We start from the raw sequence: 14,574 nt of genomic DNA, 5'->3' as shown, positions 1-14,574 counted from the left end.
AAAATTAGTTTCCTTGAGCGTCGGTAGCGCTAGCCAGTGAGCGGGCTTTGGGTAATGTACGGATAAACTGCTGAAGATCGTGTAACGCGGAGTCAGTGACAGAGAATAGTGCTTCCCGTTCTTGCGGGAAGTAATAGCGCGTTTCAAACACATAAGAACAAATGTTGTCGTCATTCCCGATCAGCAACACATTGCCAAGCGGACGTTGTTCATAGTGACAACACGGACCAAACAGCAGGACTACCGGAACGCCAACGGCGTCTGCGATATACACATTCCCCGAGTCAGACGCGATATAACAGTCCATCTTAGAAATGGCCCAGGGAAGCTCTTCCAGCGAAATTTTGCCAATAAGATTGATAAAATTAGGGATTTCACCGTAAAGGCGGGTGATATCGTCCATCCACGACTGTTCATTTGGCGCGCCGAAGACATAAAACTCGCAGGGTAAATCAGCGAGTTGATCAACAATCCGCTTCCAGATAACCGGAGGGACGGTTTTGGCTTTATTGCCCGCCGCAATACTGATGCCGATGCGGATAACGTCAGGTTTATCAAGAATGGCCGGCCAGGTCGTCGGTTCAAAGAGCGGCTTTGTGGCGTGCTTGGGAGAGTCTTGCCATGTGAGTGCGCGGTCGGCCAGTTTCAGGTAGTTCGTCACCGAAAGCGTTTTTTTGCCATGCTCAACGGTACCGTCAGCCGCAAGATAGAAAATCCCGTGATACCACCTGCGCGTGTAAATGGTTAAAAATTGTTTGTTTTTAGCATTGCAGACGGCGGCAAAAAAGAGGTTCACGCTGTTGGGTTGTAGCAGGTAGACGTTGTCGTAGCGGTTCATGATCCTGCACGCGAAGCACAGTTTACGCCACAGGTTGCGCTTATGCTGCTCAATAAAATAGATCTGCTCGATAGTCTCATCATGCTTCGCCAGCGCACCAACGCTGCGACTGACCAACACATCGCTTTTTTGCAGATATGCCAGAAGAGGTGTCGCATTAATAAAGTCACCGATTTTGGCTGTCTGAATGACAAGGTTTTTGCCCGTGTCTTTTCGAAACAGCTTCCGGAGGAGTTTCACCGGAAAGAGTAAAATCAGCAGAAATACATAACTCATGGGTTAAATATCCCTGTTGGAAAGCCGATGGCTGCCCTGTAAAAATGAAAAAATAGCATCTGCGCTAATATCCTTCGTTTGTTGCGTAGGGCTGACCATCTGATGCTGGTTTTTACCGTAACCCCCGATCAACCCCGGATCGGTCGGGCCGAAAATCGTGATATTAGGACGATCCAGTGCGGCGGTTAAATGGCTTAACCCTGTATCCACAGAAACGACGGCGTTAGCGCCCGCCAGCTGTGCGGCAACTTGCGCCAGCGTGAGTTTGGGTAACACCTCAACGTGGGAAAAGCCTGCTGCCAGACGCTCCGCACGCTGCCGCTCATGTTCTGCACCCCACGGGAGTTTAATATGGATACCGCAAGGTTGCATTAGTTCAATCAGCCTTCTCCAGTGCGTTTCCGGCCAATGCTTATCGTCGCGCGTTGTGGCATGCAGGAACACCAGATACGGTTCGGCATGCTCCTCCGTCTCGCGCAAAAAATGCTGTGCAATAGCGTAGTCACCCTGGGCTTCAGGTTTTGCATAGCCCAGGCTTTTCGCGAACAGCTCGCGGGTACGTTCCACGGCGTGCTGTTGCTTCGCAATATGGTGGCGACGATTATAGAACAGGCTCGCCAGCGGTTCGCGGGCGGTTTGCCAGTCCATGCCGTGCTTTACGCCGTGCGCCAGACGCGTGACCAGCGCGGCGCTTTTCACCAGGCCCTGAGCGTCAACGATCGCGTCGTAACGCCGGGCCTGCACCGCTTCGCGGAAGGCTTTACGTTCGGCTTTAATCGGTGCGGAGAACCATGCTTTGCGCCAGCGGCGAATGGCCACCGGGATCACGCGGTCAACCGCTTCGTGCCAGGTGGGGATCTGCGCGAAGCCTTCTTCCACTACCCAGTCAAAACGAATGCCGGGAATGGCCCGCATCGCGTCCGTCAGTGACGGCAGCGTATGCAGCACATCGCCCATCGAAGAGGTTTTAACGATCAATACCCGCATTCGTTATCCTTCTTCGCTCAACAGAAGTTCGTTGAGCTCTTCGAGAACGCGCTGCGGCGTAATGTCGATCAGACTCTGATGGTAGCCTTCTGCGGCATCACCTTTACGTACCTTGTGGTAGCCGGTGATCAAACGGATCACGCGCGCTTTGTGCGACAGCGGCGGCGTGAAGTCCGGGCTGCTCGGGCCATACAGCGCCACCAGCGGACGATCCAGCGCGGCGGCGACGTGCATCAGGCCAGAGTCGTTGCTGACAACGGCTTTACAGGCGGCAATCAAAATAACCGCCTGCTCGAGCTGCGTTTCCCCGGCCAGGTTTCGGCACCAGGCCTGTTGCTCGGTGCTGAGCGTGGCGAGAATTTCATTGCCCGCCTCGTGATCTTTCGCCGAGCCAAACAGCACAATTTGATAGCCTTCGTCGATCAGCTGTTTCGCCAGCTCTGCGTAGTGATAGTGCGGCCAGCGTTTTGCCGGACCAAACTCCGCGCCGGGGCAGAAGCCAATCATCGGGCGTTCGGACGAAATGCCAAACGCGTTGCAGGTGTGGGATTTCTCCCCGTCGCTTACCTGGAGCTGCGGCCACAGTAGCGGCTGCGGCAGATCTTTCGCGCTGCGCATCACGCCTTTGTCGTAGGCCAGCGCCACGTAGCGTTCTACCATCAGAGGCCAGGCCTCTTTATCCAGCACCCGGGCGTCGTTAAGCAGGCCGTAGCGCATTTCACCGCGCCACCCGGTACGGTGCGGGATGCCCGCAAAGAAGGGCACAAGAGCGGATTTGAAGGAGTTTGGCAGGACATATGCGCGGTCATAGCGTTTCTCGCGCAGGCTATGGCCGAGTTTGCGGCGTTCACCGATTTCCAGCGCCCCGTGGCCGAGCGGCATCGGGATCGCCTCGTTCACTTCCGGCATACGCGATAACAGCGGACGGCACCATGCGGGTGCCATCACGTCGATTATCGCCTGGGGATAACGCGCCTTGAGCGTGCGATAGAGACTTTGCGACATCATCATGTCGCCCACCCAGGACGGGCCGATCACCAGTATTTTCATTCACTTCATCCTTCAAGCTGTCTCTGCGTTGGCTGCCTGCGTTCACTCCAGTCACTTACTTTTGTAAGCTCCCGGAGATTCACTTAGTTGCCGCCTTGATACCGCTCGAATGATTTTGTGAATTTATATCGCGGTCACGGTTCAGCCAGGCCATATATTCCGTTACGCCTTCGGCAACGGTCTTGAACGGCTTGTCGTAGCCTGCGGCGCGCAGGTTAGTCAGGTCCGCCTGGGTGAATGCCTGGTAGCGGCCTTTCAGCTTATCCGGGAACGGAATGTACTCGATGCTGCCTTTCTTATGGTAAGCCAGCGTCGCGTCTGCCACCGCCTGGAAGGATTCCGCGCGGCCTGTGCCCAGGTTGAAAATGCCGGACACGCCGTTTTCCAGGAACCACAGGTTCACTGCCGCCACGTCGCCTACGTAGACGAAGTCACGCTTAAAGCCGTCGCTGCCTTCGAACAGTTTCGGACTTTCGCCGTTATTTAACTGGGTGTTCAGGTGGAACGCCACGCTCGCCATGCTGCCTTTGTGGCCTTCGCGCGGTCCGTAGACGTTGAAGTAGCGGAAGCCGACAATCTGAGAGTTTGCTTCTGGGAGGATCTGACGCACGTACTCATCAAACAGGAATTTGGAGTAACCGTAAACGTTCAGCGGCTGCTCATACTCGCGGGATTCGATGAAATCTGAAGTGCGCCCACCGTAGGTTGCCGCGGAAGAGGCGTACAGGAACGGAATTTCACGCTCCAGGCAGTAGTGCAGGATCTCTTTGGAGTACTGATAGTTGTTGTCCATCATGTACTTGCCGTCCCACTCGGTGGTGGAGGAACAGGCCCCTTCGTGGAAGATGGCTTCGATCTCGCCGAACTCTTCACCCGCCATAATCTGGATAAGAAAGTCTTCTTTATCCATGTAGTCAGCGATGTTCAGATCCACCAGGTTTACGAACTTGGTGCCGTCTTTCAGGTTGTCCACCACCAGGATGTCGGTGATGCCTTTGTCATTGAGGGCCTTAACAATATTGCTGCCGATAAAGCCCGCGCCGCCGGTAACGATGATCATAACTGTAACCTTTGAAGTGTGGAGTCCGGGGAACATCCCGAACGCTAATCTCTTTATCATATCATCACAATGCCCGGTCTTCAGCCATTCACCGATATGCAGCAGGGGTACACGTGATTTATGCTGCAAAAACGAGAAGAGATACGGCGTCATCTCGTCATGAACTATTGGTTTGGGTAATATGTGCCAAAATTTGCCGAGTCTGGAGAATTGCAATGCGTGGTGATTTTTACAAACAGTTAAACAGCGACCTCGACACCGCACGTGCGGAAGGGTTGTTCAAAGAAGAGCGTATTATCACGTCTGCCCAGCAGGCGGACATCACCGTTGCCGACGGCAGCCATGTGATCAACTTTTGCGCGAACAACTATTTAGGTCTTGCGAATCACCCTGAGCTGATTGCCGCGGCGAAAAACGGCATGGATACCCACGGCTTCGGCATGGCCTCCGTTCGCTTTATCTGCGGTACCCAGGACAGCCACAAGCAGCTTGAGCAAAAGCTGGCGAACTTCCTCGGAATGGAAGACGCGATTCTGTACTCCTCCTGCTTCGATGCCAACGGCGGTCTGTTTGAGACCCTGCTCGGTGCAGAAGACGCGATTATCTCCGACGCCCTGAACCACGCCTCCATCATCGACGGTGTACGCCTGTGCAAAGCGAAGCGTTTCCGCTACGCCAACAACGACATGGTTGAGCTGGAAGCCCGCCTGAAAGAGGCCCGTGAAGCCGGTGCCCGCCACGTGCTGATCGCCACCGACGGCGTGTTCTCCATGGACGGCGTGATCGCCAACCTGAAAGGCGTGTGCGATCTGGCGGATAAATACGACGCGCTGGTAATGGTGGATGACTCTCACGCGGTTGGCTTTGTCGGCGAAAATGGCCGCGGCTCCCACGAATACTGCGACGTAATGGGCCGCGTAGATATCATCACCGGTACGCTGGGCAAAGCGCTTGGTGGCGCGTCTGGCGGCTACACTGCTGCGCGCAAAGAGGTGGTTGAGTGGCTGCGTCAGCGCTCCCGCCCGTACCTGTTCTCCAACTCCCTGGCGCCGGCGATTGTAGCCGCCTCTATTAAAGTGCTGGAGATGGTGGAATCCGGGGCTGAGCTGCGCGACCGCCTGTGGGCTAACGCCCGCCTGTTCCGTGAAAAAATGAGTGCCGCAGGATTCACCCTGGCCGGCGCTGACCATGCGATCATTCCGGTGATGCTGGGCGACGCGGTTGTCGCGCAGAAATTTGCTCGTGAGCTTCAGAAAGAAGGGATTTACGTGACCGGGTTCTTCTTCCCGGTGGTACCAAAAGGTCAGGCGCGTATCCGCACCCAGATGTCTGCGGCGCACTCGCCTGAACAAATTGAACGTGCGGTGGAAGCCTTTACCCGCATCGGCAAACAGCTGGGCGTAATTGCCTGAGGACGTGTGATGAAAGCGTTATCCAAACTGAAAGCGGAAGAAGGGATTTGGATGACCGACGTGCCGGAGCCGGAAGTCGGTCATAACGATCTGCTGATCAAAATTCGTAAAACCGCCATCTGCGGTACTGACGTTCACATCTATAACTGGGACCAGTGGTCGCAAAAAACCATTCCCGTGCCAATGGTTGTCGGCCACGAATATGTCGGCGAAGTGGTCGGCATTGGCCAGGAAGTGAAAGGCTTCAACATTGGCGACCGCGTCTCCGGTGAAGGCCACATTACCTGCGGTCACTGCCGCAACTGTCGCGGTGGGCGTACGCACCTGTGCCGCAACACAGTCGGCGTGGGCGTGAACCGTCCGGGCTGCTTCGCGGAATACCTGGTGATCCCGGCGTTTAACGCGTTCAAAATCCCGGACAATATCTCTGACGATCTGGCCTCCATCTTCGACCCGTTCGGCAACGCGGTACACACGGCGCTCTCCTTCGACCTGGTGGGTGAAGACGTGCTGGTTTCCGGCGCGGGCCCCATCGGCATTATGGCGGCAGCCGTGGCGAAGCATGTGGGTGCGCGCAACGTGGTGATCACCGACGTGAACGAATACCGCCTGTCGCTGGCGCGCAAAATGGGCGTCACCCGCGCGGTGGATGTCTCGAAAGAGAGCCTGACAGACGTGATGGAAGAGCTGGGCATGACCGAAGGCTTTGACGTGGGTCTGGAGATGTCCGGCGCGCCACCGGCGTTCCGCACCATGCTCGACACCATGAACCACGGAGGCCGTATCGCGATGCTGGGTATTCCGCCGTCAGATATGTCCATCGACTGGAACAAAGTCATCTTCAAGGGGCTGTTCATTAAGGGCATTTATGGCCGCGAGATGTTCGAAACCTGGTACAAGATGGCTGCGCTGATCCAGTCCGGTCTGGATCTGTCCCCGATTATCACTCACCGTTTCTCCATCGATGAGTTCCAGCAGGGCTTCGACGCAATGCGTTCCGGCCAGTCAGGGAAAGTGATCCTGAGCTGGGATAAGTAATCAAAAAGGGGCCTGAGGCCCCTTTTTTACTGATTCTTTTTCTCTTCGTCCGTCAGGTAACGCACCTTGCGGGTGTAATCCTGACCTTTGAACAGCAGCTTATTATCCGGTGATTCCAGATACTTCTGCCATTCGGAAAGCGGGAAACCGCCGTGCGCGCCAATCACCTCTTTCGGCACAACGGCTTCCTGTCCGCCGATCTTCTTGGAGACCGGCCAGTTCATCCAGTCGCCCAGGTTAACCGTTTTGACATCCAGCATGTCCAGCAGCGCAGCGAGCGGCAGCTGATCGGTCGGCGGCTGCGTATCGTCCATCAGCTCCCAGGTATCCTGGAACAGCGTCAGCCACAGCGGGCAGATACGGCGCCAGGTCTTTTTGGTGGCGGCAAGAAACGCGCCGTTAACGTGATCGACCAGATACGGGCGCACCGTTTCTTTGTAATACGCCGGCACTTTCTCCGCTGGCGCACCGTCCAGCTTGGCAATCATTTTGCCCTGACGGAAGCTGGAGTAGATGTGCATATCCGCCATGTTGATCTCTGGCATTTTAAGCAGGTTGAGATCGGAGTCGATCATCAGCACACCTTCACCGCGCGCCTGCAACGGAGCGTTAAGCTTCACCAGACGACTGAGGTAGATCTGCTTATAGCGGTAACCTTCTTCACGTTTTGGAAGCGTGAGGGTAACAACGCGGGTTTTTGGCGGCAGTTCGCCGAAAGCGGATTCAGGCTGATCGCTGACGATAACAATCTCGCTGACGTCAGAGGCATAACGCTCTGCAAAGGTCGCTGACAATAACGCCTCTTCGACGAAATCCGCGCCCGTACACGGGATCACAATGGAATCAACCGCAACGAGATCGCGCGTGACCGGAAGGGAAGCGTAAGGAATGTTATGACGCCCGGTAATGTGGCGGTAGCGAGCATTCAGGAATTTAAACATGTTCTTCTCGTTTGGTTATTGCGCGCCAAGAACGGCCTCGACACCGTTAACATAGCTTTCAATGGCATACATGTTGCAGACATTCTGGTGCGCGGCTGCGGCGAGCCGGGCGCGCAGAGCAGGATCCTGCCAGATATTATCCAGATGTTGAGCAAGTTGCGACACGTCGCTCCAGGGGAACAGCAGCCCGGTCGACTCATGGTCGATCAATTCTGCCGTGCCGGTCACTTTTGAACCAATCACGGGGATGTTGAGCAGCATTGCTTCCAGCACGACGCGGGGCAAGCCTTCGCTCTGCGAGGCCAGAATGAACGCGTCAAAAGTGGCGAGATAGTCAAAAGGTGTGTTCTGGAAACCGGTAAAAATGACGTGCTCAGCAATACCTGATGCATCAGCTTGTGCAGCCAGCGCGCCGCGTTCAGCCCCTTCACCGACCAGCACCATTTTCCATTTTGCCTGCGGGTGTCTCTGGCTGAACTGTGCCAGCGCCTCCAGCGTGTGGTGGTTGGCCTTACGAGGGATTAACGAGCCAATGCTGCCGAATACAAACGTATCGTCTTCAATATTCAGTCGCTGGCGCATCGCGCATCGGTCCGGCAAAGGCTGATGGATGTCGATGGCATTGCTGACCGTGGTACACAGCTCTGGCCGGACGCCATGCTGAAGTAGCACGCGTTCAACGCCGTGCGAGACGGCAATGATTTTTGTGGCATGGGCATTCACCAGCTTCACCAGCGGCGGGGTCAGCACTGGTTCAATCCGGCAGTGCTGGATTATCCGTGCACGCAGGTTTGCGCCCGCCAGATACCCTTCTTCATTAGAGCCTGGCTGGTTGTTCATATACAGCGTATCGAATCCACCTTCCCTGAAAATGGTCTCGATCTTGCTGACGTTGGGCCGGATACGCCACAGGGTATCAATATGCCGCGTAAATGCTTTGCGCGCCGAACGCGAGAAAAACAGCAGACCACGTCCCGCTTCTTTCAGGAGTTTTGCCCATGCCGGTTGCTTACGTTGAGGGATAACGAGTAATGGGATCCCAATGCTGTTGAGCACCTGGCCTATCGTTTGACCTTCAGCACGACTATAATCACTGTAAAAACAACAGGTAATGTCGAATTTGTCGCGGTTGATTCGCTTCAGAAGCTCAAGCATACTGTTGGTACCTCCCCCCCATTCTTTGCCTGTGTCCAGGAGGAGGATTTTACGTTTTTGCGGCATGTCTGAATCCGTATGCTACCCTTCATCTGACCGCATTATAAAGAATTTACTGAAATAAAATAGATTTTTTGTATTTCTTTGTCTTTTTATAAGGAAAGGTTTTAAACGCGCTTATTTTAAAAGTGCGATTTAAGACTTTAATCGCCTCTTCTCAATTCGATAGTATTAGCGCAAAAATTTTATGTTGTTTTTGAGAGAGCGAGAATATGTTTAAAATAACGGTTTGCTTATTAACGTTTAACTCCGAAAGAACGTTGCACGATGTTATTCCTCCTCTTTTAAAAATAGCGGATGAATTCGTTGTAGTTGATTCCGGCAGTACAGACGCAACGATATATATTTGCCAGAGTTATGGATTGTCGCCCATATTCAAAAAATATAGCTGGCACGGCGAGCAGATGAACCATGCCATATCCCATGCGCACAACGACTGGGTGCTGTGCATGGACAGTGACGAAATACTCGATCAAGAAACCGTTGGTGCTATTTTAAAATTAAAAATGGGCGATGAACCCGAATCGGATATGGCGTGGCGGATATGTCGTCACTGGTTTGTTCTGGGAGAAAATGTCCGAACGATTTATCCAGTCTCATCTCCGGATTATCCGGTGCGTCTTTTTAACCGTACGCAGTCGCGATTTAATAACCGACCAGTAGACGATCAGGTTGAAGGTTTTCTCCGTTCTGAACGTATTCCTGGCTATGTCAGACATGATACGTTTTATTCACTGCATGAACTTTTCAATAAATTAAACGGATATACCACTCGCCTGGTTCAATATCAGACGATACGTCCCTCTCTTGGTCGCGGCGCGATCAGCGCTATCGGCGCATTTTTCAAATGGTATCTGTTTAGCGGTGCGTGGCGTAAGGGCAAAGTGGGTGTGGTGACAGGGTTTTATGCCACGGCGTACAGTTTTTTGAAGTATTTCAAGGCCTGGTATCAGGATCGAGAAAAGAAAGAGTCCGTTGCAAAAGAGCAGTCGGACTCTTATCTGGCAGAATAGGCGTTAGCCGATCAGGCTTTTTTTCCCCAACCCTGCCACTGTTGCTGGACGTATTTAACCAGCGTACTGCTGCTGATGCTTTCGCCAATCACCGTGAAGAAGCGGGTTGCATAGACCGGTTCAGGCGGCTGTTTCAGCGAGCAGTTCTTCACGCCGCGGAATGGATTACGCGGCTGCGTTGCGGGTGGTTGCGCGCTACCCGGACGGGAAGTATCCACCTGAGGTTCATTGAGCAGATCGCTCGGACGTACCAGCGTGATATCGGCGGGTAAGCCCGGCAACATTTGCTGCAAAACGCGAACGGTAGACGGATGCGGATGCCCAATGGCAATCGCCGAACCGTTACGGCGCGCCAGCTGAACCGCGCGGTTGAACTGCACGCGGATATCCGCTTCGTTCTGGGAGTCGTCCAGGAAGACTTTGCGCTTGATGACTTTTACACCCGTCCCCTGAGCGGCACGCATCGCCTGGCTGTTGCCGATGGTCATGCTGTCGAGGAAGTAGAGATTGTAACGCTCCAGCGCCTGCATCACTTTCAGCATACCGTACAGGCTGGAGGTCATCGCGCTGCCCATATGGTTATTCAGACCCACGGCATACGGCACTTTATTGTATGCATCGCGGATGATGCGATCGATCTCGTCGCTGCTCATGTCCGGACGCAGGGTATCTTTTTCCAGCGGCTGCTTGCTGAGAGGGGCCATCGGCAGATGGATGAGAACCTGATGGCCGCCATTGTGCGCTTTGGTCGCCATTTCATGCGCGTGAGGCGCATTAGGCAGGACGGCGACAGAGATGGCTGACGGCATCGCCAGCACCTGATTTTCATAGTGTGGTCGATAACCGAAGTCATCAATCACAATCGCGAGTTTGCCTGCATAAACCGGTGCAGCCAGCGCCAGTGCGCTGACGACGGAAAAAACAATTCGACGAAATTGAAGCAAAACTTATCTTCCCAACCACGGCTGTGGATTGACCGCCTGACCCTGACGACGAATTTCGAAATAGAGTGACGGGCGGCCCTGACCGCCACTGCTGCCCACAAGGGCAATGGGTTGACCCGCGCGCACCTGAGTGCCAACGCTGACCAGCGCGCTCTGGTTGTAGCCGTAAAGACTCATGTCGCCTTTACCGTGCTCGACCACCACCACGAGCCCGTAACCCTGTAGCCAGTCGGCCAGGATCACGCGGCCATCGGCGATGGCTTTCACTTCGCTACCTTCAGACGCACCGATAACGATCCCCTTCCAACGTAGCTCACCCTGCAACTGTTCGCCATAGCGATGCAGGATCGTACCGCGAACGGGCCAGTAAGCCTGACCACGCGGGGAGCCGAGGCCGCCGGTACGCGACATCAGGGAACGTTCATTTTCAGTCGGTTTGTAGGTGGTGCCTTTCCGGGAGGCTTCCTGCTGCTTATTACGCACCGCCTGCGCTTCGCGCGCTTCTTTTTCGGCGCGCGCTTTGGCCGCGGCTTCTGCCCGGGCAATGCTGTTACGCAGTCTGGATTCGTTGGCGCGCATTTCGCTCAGCTGGCTTTGTCCTGCCTGGATAGAGGACTCCAGCCCGGCGAGCGTCTTCTTACGCTCATTGCGCGCCTGCTCAAGCTTCTCCTGCTGCGCCTGCTGATCGTAGAGCAGCGTTTGCTGCTGGCTCTGCTTCTCTTCCAGCTCGGCTTTTTGCGTGGTGACTTCTTCGCGCGTCTGTTTCAGCTGCGCAATGGTCTCCTGACGAGCCTGGTTGAGATAGCCGAAATAGGCCTGTAAACGCTGACCGCGCTGGCTCTCTTCACCGCTGAGGATCAACTGAAGGCCTGTGTGCTCACCCTGGCGGAAAGCGGCGTCAAGCTGTGCAGCAAGGTTGCGCTCCTGGGCATCGCGCTGACGCTCCAGTTTCGCAATCGACGCGTTCATTTCATCGATTTGCTTATTGAGCTGGGCAAGAGTGTTTTGCGTTTCACGCAGCTTACGCGCGGCGGCGGAAATGGCCTCTTCCTGCTTTTTAAGCTGGGCAAGCAGGGCAGAGCGCTGCTGCTGCTGCTGGCGTACCACACGCTCTTTGGCGGCGATATCGGCCTGAATGGATTTGAGCTGGTCGCGGTCATCCGCGTGGGCAGATGCGGCGCACAGCAATACGCCAGCGCTGAGTGCGCTGGCGCAAAGCAGAGGTCTGACTGATAACCGAAACGGCTTCACGACCCATGTGATTGAAAAAATCGCCTTTCCCCTCATGGGGAGCGATTATTCCACGATGAACAGCGGCTTGCCAGTCATCTCTTCAGGGATTTCCATACCCATCAGCGACAACATGGTTGGCGCGATGTCGGAAAGCTTGCCGCCTTCCACTGCTTTCACTGACTTATCACCTACATAAATCAGTGGAACAGGCAGGTTGGTATGGGCAGTATGCGCCTGACCGGTTGCCGGGTCACGCATCTGTTCTGCGTTACCGTGGTCAGCGGTGATCAGCAGCTGGCCGCCCACGGATTCAACCGCTTTCGCGGCCTGCTCAACGCAGTGGTCCAGCGCTTCAACCGCTTTAACGGCAGCTTCCATCACGCCGGTGTGGCCCACCATGTCGCCATTCGGATAGTTACAGATGATGGTGTCGTATTTACCGCTTTCGATCGCGGCCACCAGTTTTTCGGTCAGCTCCGCAGAGCTCATTTCTGGCTGGAGATCGTATGTGGCGACTTTCGGTGAGTTAATCAGGATGCGGTCTTCGCCTTTAAACGGCTCTTCTACGCCGCCGTTAAAGAAGAAGGTCACGTGCGCATACTTCTCAGTTTCGGAGATGCGCAGCTGCGTTTTATCGTTTTTCGCCATCCACTCGCCGAAGGTATTTTCCAGGGAAGCGGGTGGATACGCGCATGGGGCTTTGATATCCGCTGCATACTCGGTCAACTGGATGAAATCGATCTTCGCCACTTTCTTACGGGCGAAACCGTCGAAATCGCTGTTGACGAAGGCGCGGGTGATTTCGCGCGCGCGGTCAGCACGGAAGTTCATGAAGATCAGCGCATCGCCATCTACCATAGCGGCATCGGCCTGGCCTTCAGCGCGGATCACGGTTGCCTTCACAAATTCGTCGTTTTCATCACGCGCGTAAGCCGCTTCCAGGCCTTCAACGGCGGTCGGGAACTGGAACTCGCCTTTTGCCAGGGTCAGCAGATCATAGGCTTGCTCAACGCGGTCCCAGCGGTTGTCGCGGTCCATGGCATAGTAACGACCAACGATGGATGCCACGCGGCCTTTGCCCAGTGCGGCAAATTTATCTTCAAAGGCTTTCAGAGAACCTTTTGCGCTGCGTGGCGGCGTATCGCGACCATCCAGGAAGGCGTGCAGATAGATTTTTTCCGCACCGCGCTCAGCGGCCAGCTCTACCATCGCCATGATGTGATCTTCGTGGCTGTGAACGCCGCCCGCAGAGAGCAGGCCCATAATATGAACGGCCTTGCCTGCGGCAACGGCTTTATCAACTGCTCCGGTGAGCGTTGGGTTGGCAAAGAATGTACGTTCTTTGATTTCAACGTCCAGGCGCGTCAGGTCCTGATAAACGATACGGCCTGCGCCCAGGTTAACGTGACCCACTTCAGAGTTGCCCATCTGACGATCCGGCAGGCCGACTTCCAGACCAGACGCATCAATCAGGGTGTGGGGACGTTTTGCCCATAGCGCATCCATAACCGGGGTTTTGGCGTTGAAAATGGCGTTATCCTGTTGATCTTCACGGTAGCCATAGCCATCCAGAATCACCAGTACCATAGGTTTTTTAGAAACCGACATTGCGACAACCTCATGCTCAAGAGACAAAAAATTTGCGTAATTTTACTACAGCTGAATCGATAAAATAGCCGCAGAAGATCAAAGAAAGCGCGGGGGCAAGGCTGTTCTCAGGCCATTTTGAGGCTTTTTTTACGTGGCATGCCGCAGAAAATAGATTAGCTTTATGTCGCTGGCTGTATTTGCCACAGCGCACAGGTATACTCCTGTCCTGGTTTTTTTAATCACTTAGTCGGGAGTTGTTACCCCCCATGCAAGAAATTATGCAATTCGTTAGCCGCCACCCGGTTCTGAGCATCGCGTGGATTGGCCTGCTGGTCGCTGTACTGTTCACCACATTTAAGGGACTGACGTCTAAAATTAAGGTGATCACCCGCGGTGAAGCGACACGTCTGATCAACAAAGAGGACGCCGTGGTTGTCGATCTGCGTCAGCGCGACGATTTCCGCAAGGGCCATATTGCAGGTGCTATCAACCTGCTGCCAGCGGAAATTAAAGCGAACAACATTGGTGAGCTGGAGAAGCATAAAGCCCAGCCGATTATTGTTGTTGACGGCACTGGCATGCAGGCGCAGGAATCTGCCAACGCACTGCATAAAGCAGGCTTTGAAAACGTAACGGTGCTGAAAGAAGGCATCTCCGGCTGGAGCGGGGAGAATCTTCCTTTAGTGCGCGGTAAATAAGGAGTTAAGTGATGGCCAATATTGAGATCTACACCAAAGCAACGTGCCCGTTCTGCCACCGAGCGAAAGCGCTGCTGTCCAGCAAAGGCGTAACGTTTAAGGAACTGCCGATTGATGGTGACGCGATTAAACGCGAAGAGATGATCCAACGCAGTGGTCGCACAACGGTTCCACAGATTTTTATTGATGCGCAGCACATTGGCGGCTGTGATGACTTGTATGCGCTCGACGCCCGCGGTGGACTCGATCCGCTGCTGAGCTAGAGACTTTAGGACAATT

General features: G+C 54.6%; 14 protein-coding genes. 5 read left to right on the top strand and 9 right to left on the bottom strand.

Annotated features, from left to right (window positions below; genetic code table 11):
• Positions 1 to 4: 4 nt before the first annotated feature.
• The 4 genes from SK51_RS03400 to rfaD all read right to left on the bottom strand — a co-directional run bounded on the left by SK51_RS03400 (position 5) and on the right by rfaD (position 4,211).
• A complete protein-coding gene (locus SK51_RS03400) occupies positions 5 to 1,114 on the bottom strand; it encodes a glycosyltransferase family 9 protein (RefSeq protein WP_023305213.1) in 1,110 nt (369 codons plus the stop codon).
• Between the two features lie 3 nt (positions 1,115 to 1,117).
• Positions 1,118 to 2,101 (bottom strand): lipopolysaccharide heptosyltransferase RfaC, encoded by a 984-nt coding sequence (gene rfaC / locus SK51_RS03395; protein WP_022646632.1) that lies wholly within the window; start codon positions 2,099 to 2,101, stop codon positions 1,118 to 1,120.
• A gap of 3 nt (positions 2,102 to 2,104) precedes the next feature.
• Entirely contained in the window at positions 2,105 to 3,151 is a 1,047-nt protein-coding gene (gene rfaF / locus SK51_RS03390; RefSeq protein WP_023305214.1) for an ADP-heptose--LPS heptosyltransferase RfaF, read from the bottom strand.
• A gap of 79 nt (positions 3,152 to 3,230) precedes the next feature.
• Positions 3,231 to 4,211 (bottom strand): ADP-glyceromanno-heptose 6-epimerase, encoded by a 981-nt coding sequence (gene rfaD / locus SK51_RS03385; protein WP_022646634.1) that lies wholly within the window; start codon positions 4,209 to 4,211, stop codon positions 3,231 to 3,233.
• Positions 4,212 to 4,426: 215 nt separating this feature from the next.
• Here rfaD and kbl point away from each other — a divergent pair, with 215 nt between their 5' ends.
• Both kbl and tdh read left to right on the top strand, forming a co-directional pair.
• The gene (gene kbl, locus SK51_RS03380) at positions 4,427 to 5,623 is read left to right on the top strand and encodes a glycine C-acetyltransferase (RefSeq protein ID WP_015570030.1); all 1,197 of its coding nucleotides are present in this window, start codon (positions 4,427 to 4,429) and stop codon (positions 5,621 to 5,623) included.
• Positions 5,624 to 5,632: 9 nt separating this feature from the next.
• On the top strand, positions 5,633 to 6,661 hold the full coding sequence (gene tdh, locus SK51_RS03375; RefSeq protein ID WP_017383610.1) for an L-threonine 3-dehydrogenase: 1,029 nt from the start codon (positions 5,633 to 5,635) through the stop codon (positions 6,659 to 6,661).
• A gap of 26 nt (positions 6,662 to 6,687) precedes the next feature.
• Here tdh and SK51_RS03370 read toward each other — a convergent pair whose 3' ends face one another.
• Together SK51_RS03370 and SK51_RS03365 are read right to left on the bottom strand one after the other, a co-directional pair.
• Positions 6,688 to 7,602: a hypothetical protein gene (locus SK51_RS03370; RefSeq protein WP_023305215.1), complete on the bottom strand. Its 915-nt coding sequence runs from the start codon at positions 7,600 to 7,602 to the stop codon at positions 6,688 to 6,690.
• 15 nt (positions 7,603 to 7,617) lie between these two features.
• Positions 7,618 to 8,823, bottom strand: coding sequence for a glycosyltransferase (locus SK51_RS03365; RefSeq protein ID WP_023305216.1), 1,206 nt, complete (start codon positions 8,821 to 8,823; stop codon positions 7,618 to 7,620).
• Positions 8,824 to 9,029: 206 nt separating this feature from the next.
• On the opposite strand from SK51_RS03365, the gene SK51_RS03360 reads away from it, so the two are divergent.
• A complete protein-coding gene (locus tag SK51_RS03360; RefSeq protein WP_023305217.1) occupies positions 9,030 to 9,830 on the top strand; it encodes a glycosyltransferase family 2 protein in 801 nt (266 codons plus the stop codon).
• Positions 9,831 to 9,841: 11 nt separating this feature from the next.
• Here SK51_RS03360 and SK51_RS03355 read toward each other — a convergent pair whose 3' ends face one another.
• The 3 genes from SK51_RS03355 to gpmM are packed head-to-tail and all read right to left on the bottom strand — an operon-like array spanning position 9,842 to position 13,615.
• Positions 9,842 to 10,774, bottom strand: coding sequence for a divergent polysaccharide deacetylase family protein (locus SK51_RS03355; protein WP_032670899.1), 933 nt, complete (start codon positions 10,772 to 10,774; stop codon positions 9,842 to 9,844).
• A 3-nt stretch (positions 10,775 to 10,777) separates the two neighbouring features.
• Positions 10,778 to 12,037, bottom strand: a complete 1,260-nt coding sequence (envC, locus tag SK51_RS03350; RefSeq protein ID WP_230259580.1) for a murein hydrolase activator EnvC — start codon at positions 12,035 to 12,037, stop codon at positions 10,778 to 10,780.
• 33 nt (positions 12,038 to 12,070) lie between these two features.
• Positions 12,071 to 13,615, bottom strand: a complete 1,545-nt coding sequence (gpmM, locus tag SK51_RS03345) for a 2,3-bisphosphoglycerate-independent phosphoglycerate mutase (RefSeq protein ID WP_023305218.1) — start codon at positions 13,613 to 13,615, stop codon at positions 12,071 to 12,073.
• 248 nt (positions 13,616 to 13,863) lie between these two features.
• Between gpmM and SK51_RS03340 the strand changes: the two genes are divergently transcribed.
• Entirely contained in the window at positions 13,864 to 14,295 is a 432-nt protein-coding gene (locus SK51_RS03340; protein ID WP_003860840.1) for a rhodanese-like domain-containing protein, read from the top strand.
• Positions 14,296 to 14,306: 11 nt separating this feature from the next.
• Positions 14,307 to 14,558 carry a glutaredoxin 3 gene (gene grxC / locus SK51_RS03335; protein WP_003860837.1) on the top strand — a complete coding sequence of 84 codons (252 nt, stop codon included), beginning with the start codon at positions 14,307 to 14,309 and terminating at the stop codon, positions 14,556 to 14,558.
• Positions 14,559 to 14,574: the final 16 nt, after the last annotated feature.

Source organism: Enterobacter sp. MGH85 (genome assembly GCF_001037655.1).
GTDB classification, from domain to species: Bacteria; Pseudomonadota; Gammaproteobacteria; order Enterobacterales; family Enterobacteriaceae; genus Enterobacter; species Enterobacter intestinihominis.
Note: the sequence above shows the minus strand (reverse complement) of the source record. Positions and strands in the feature narration are given on the sequence as shown.

Excerpts from the sequence above, each read along its gene's own strand:
- SK51_RS03400 (WP_023305213.1), bottom strand. The coding sequence starts at position 1,114 with ATGAGTTATGTATTTCTGCTGATTTTACTCTTTCCGGTGAAACTCCTC.
- rfaC (WP_022646632.1), bottom strand. The coding sequence starts at position 2,101 with ATGCGGGTATTGATCGTTAAAACCTCTTCGATGGGCGATGTGCTGCAT.
- rfaF (WP_023305214.1), bottom strand. The coding sequence starts at position 3,151 with ATGAAAATACTGGTGATCGGCCCGTCCTGGGTGGGCGACATGATGATG.
- rfaD (WP_022646634.1), bottom strand. The coding sequence starts at position 4,211 with ATGATCATCGTTACCGGCGGCGCGGGCTTTATCGGCAGCAATATTGTT.
- kbl (WP_015570030.1), top strand. The coding sequence starts at position 4,427 with ATGCGTGGTGATTTTTACAAACAGTTAAACAGCGACCTCGACACCGCA.
- tdh (WP_017383610.1), top strand. The coding sequence starts at position 5,633 with ATGAAAGCGTTATCCAAACTGAAAGCGGAAGAAGGGATTTGGATGACC.
- SK51_RS03370 (WP_023305215.1), bottom strand. The coding sequence starts at position 7,602 with ATGTTTAAATTCCTGAATGCTCGCTACCGCCACATTACCGGGCGTCAT.
- SK51_RS03365 (WP_023305216.1), bottom strand. The coding sequence starts at position 8,823 with ATGCCGCAAAAACGTAAAATCCTCCTCCTGGACACAGGCAAAGAATGG.
- SK51_RS03360 (WP_023305217.1), top strand. The coding sequence starts at position 9,030 with ATGTTTAAAATAACGGTTTGCTTATTAACGTTTAACTCCGAAAGAACG.
- gpmM (WP_023305218.1), bottom strand. The coding sequence starts at position 13,615 with ATGTCGGTTTCTAAAAAACCTATGGTACTGGTGATTCTGGATGGCTAT.
- SK51_RS03340 (WP_003860840.1), top strand. The coding sequence starts at position 13,864 with ATGCAAGAAATTATGCAATTCGTTAGCCGCCACCCGGTTCTGAGCATC.
- grxC (WP_003860837.1), top strand. The coding sequence starts at position 14,307 with ATGGCCAATATTGAGATCTACACCAAAGCAACGTGCCCGTTCTGCCAC.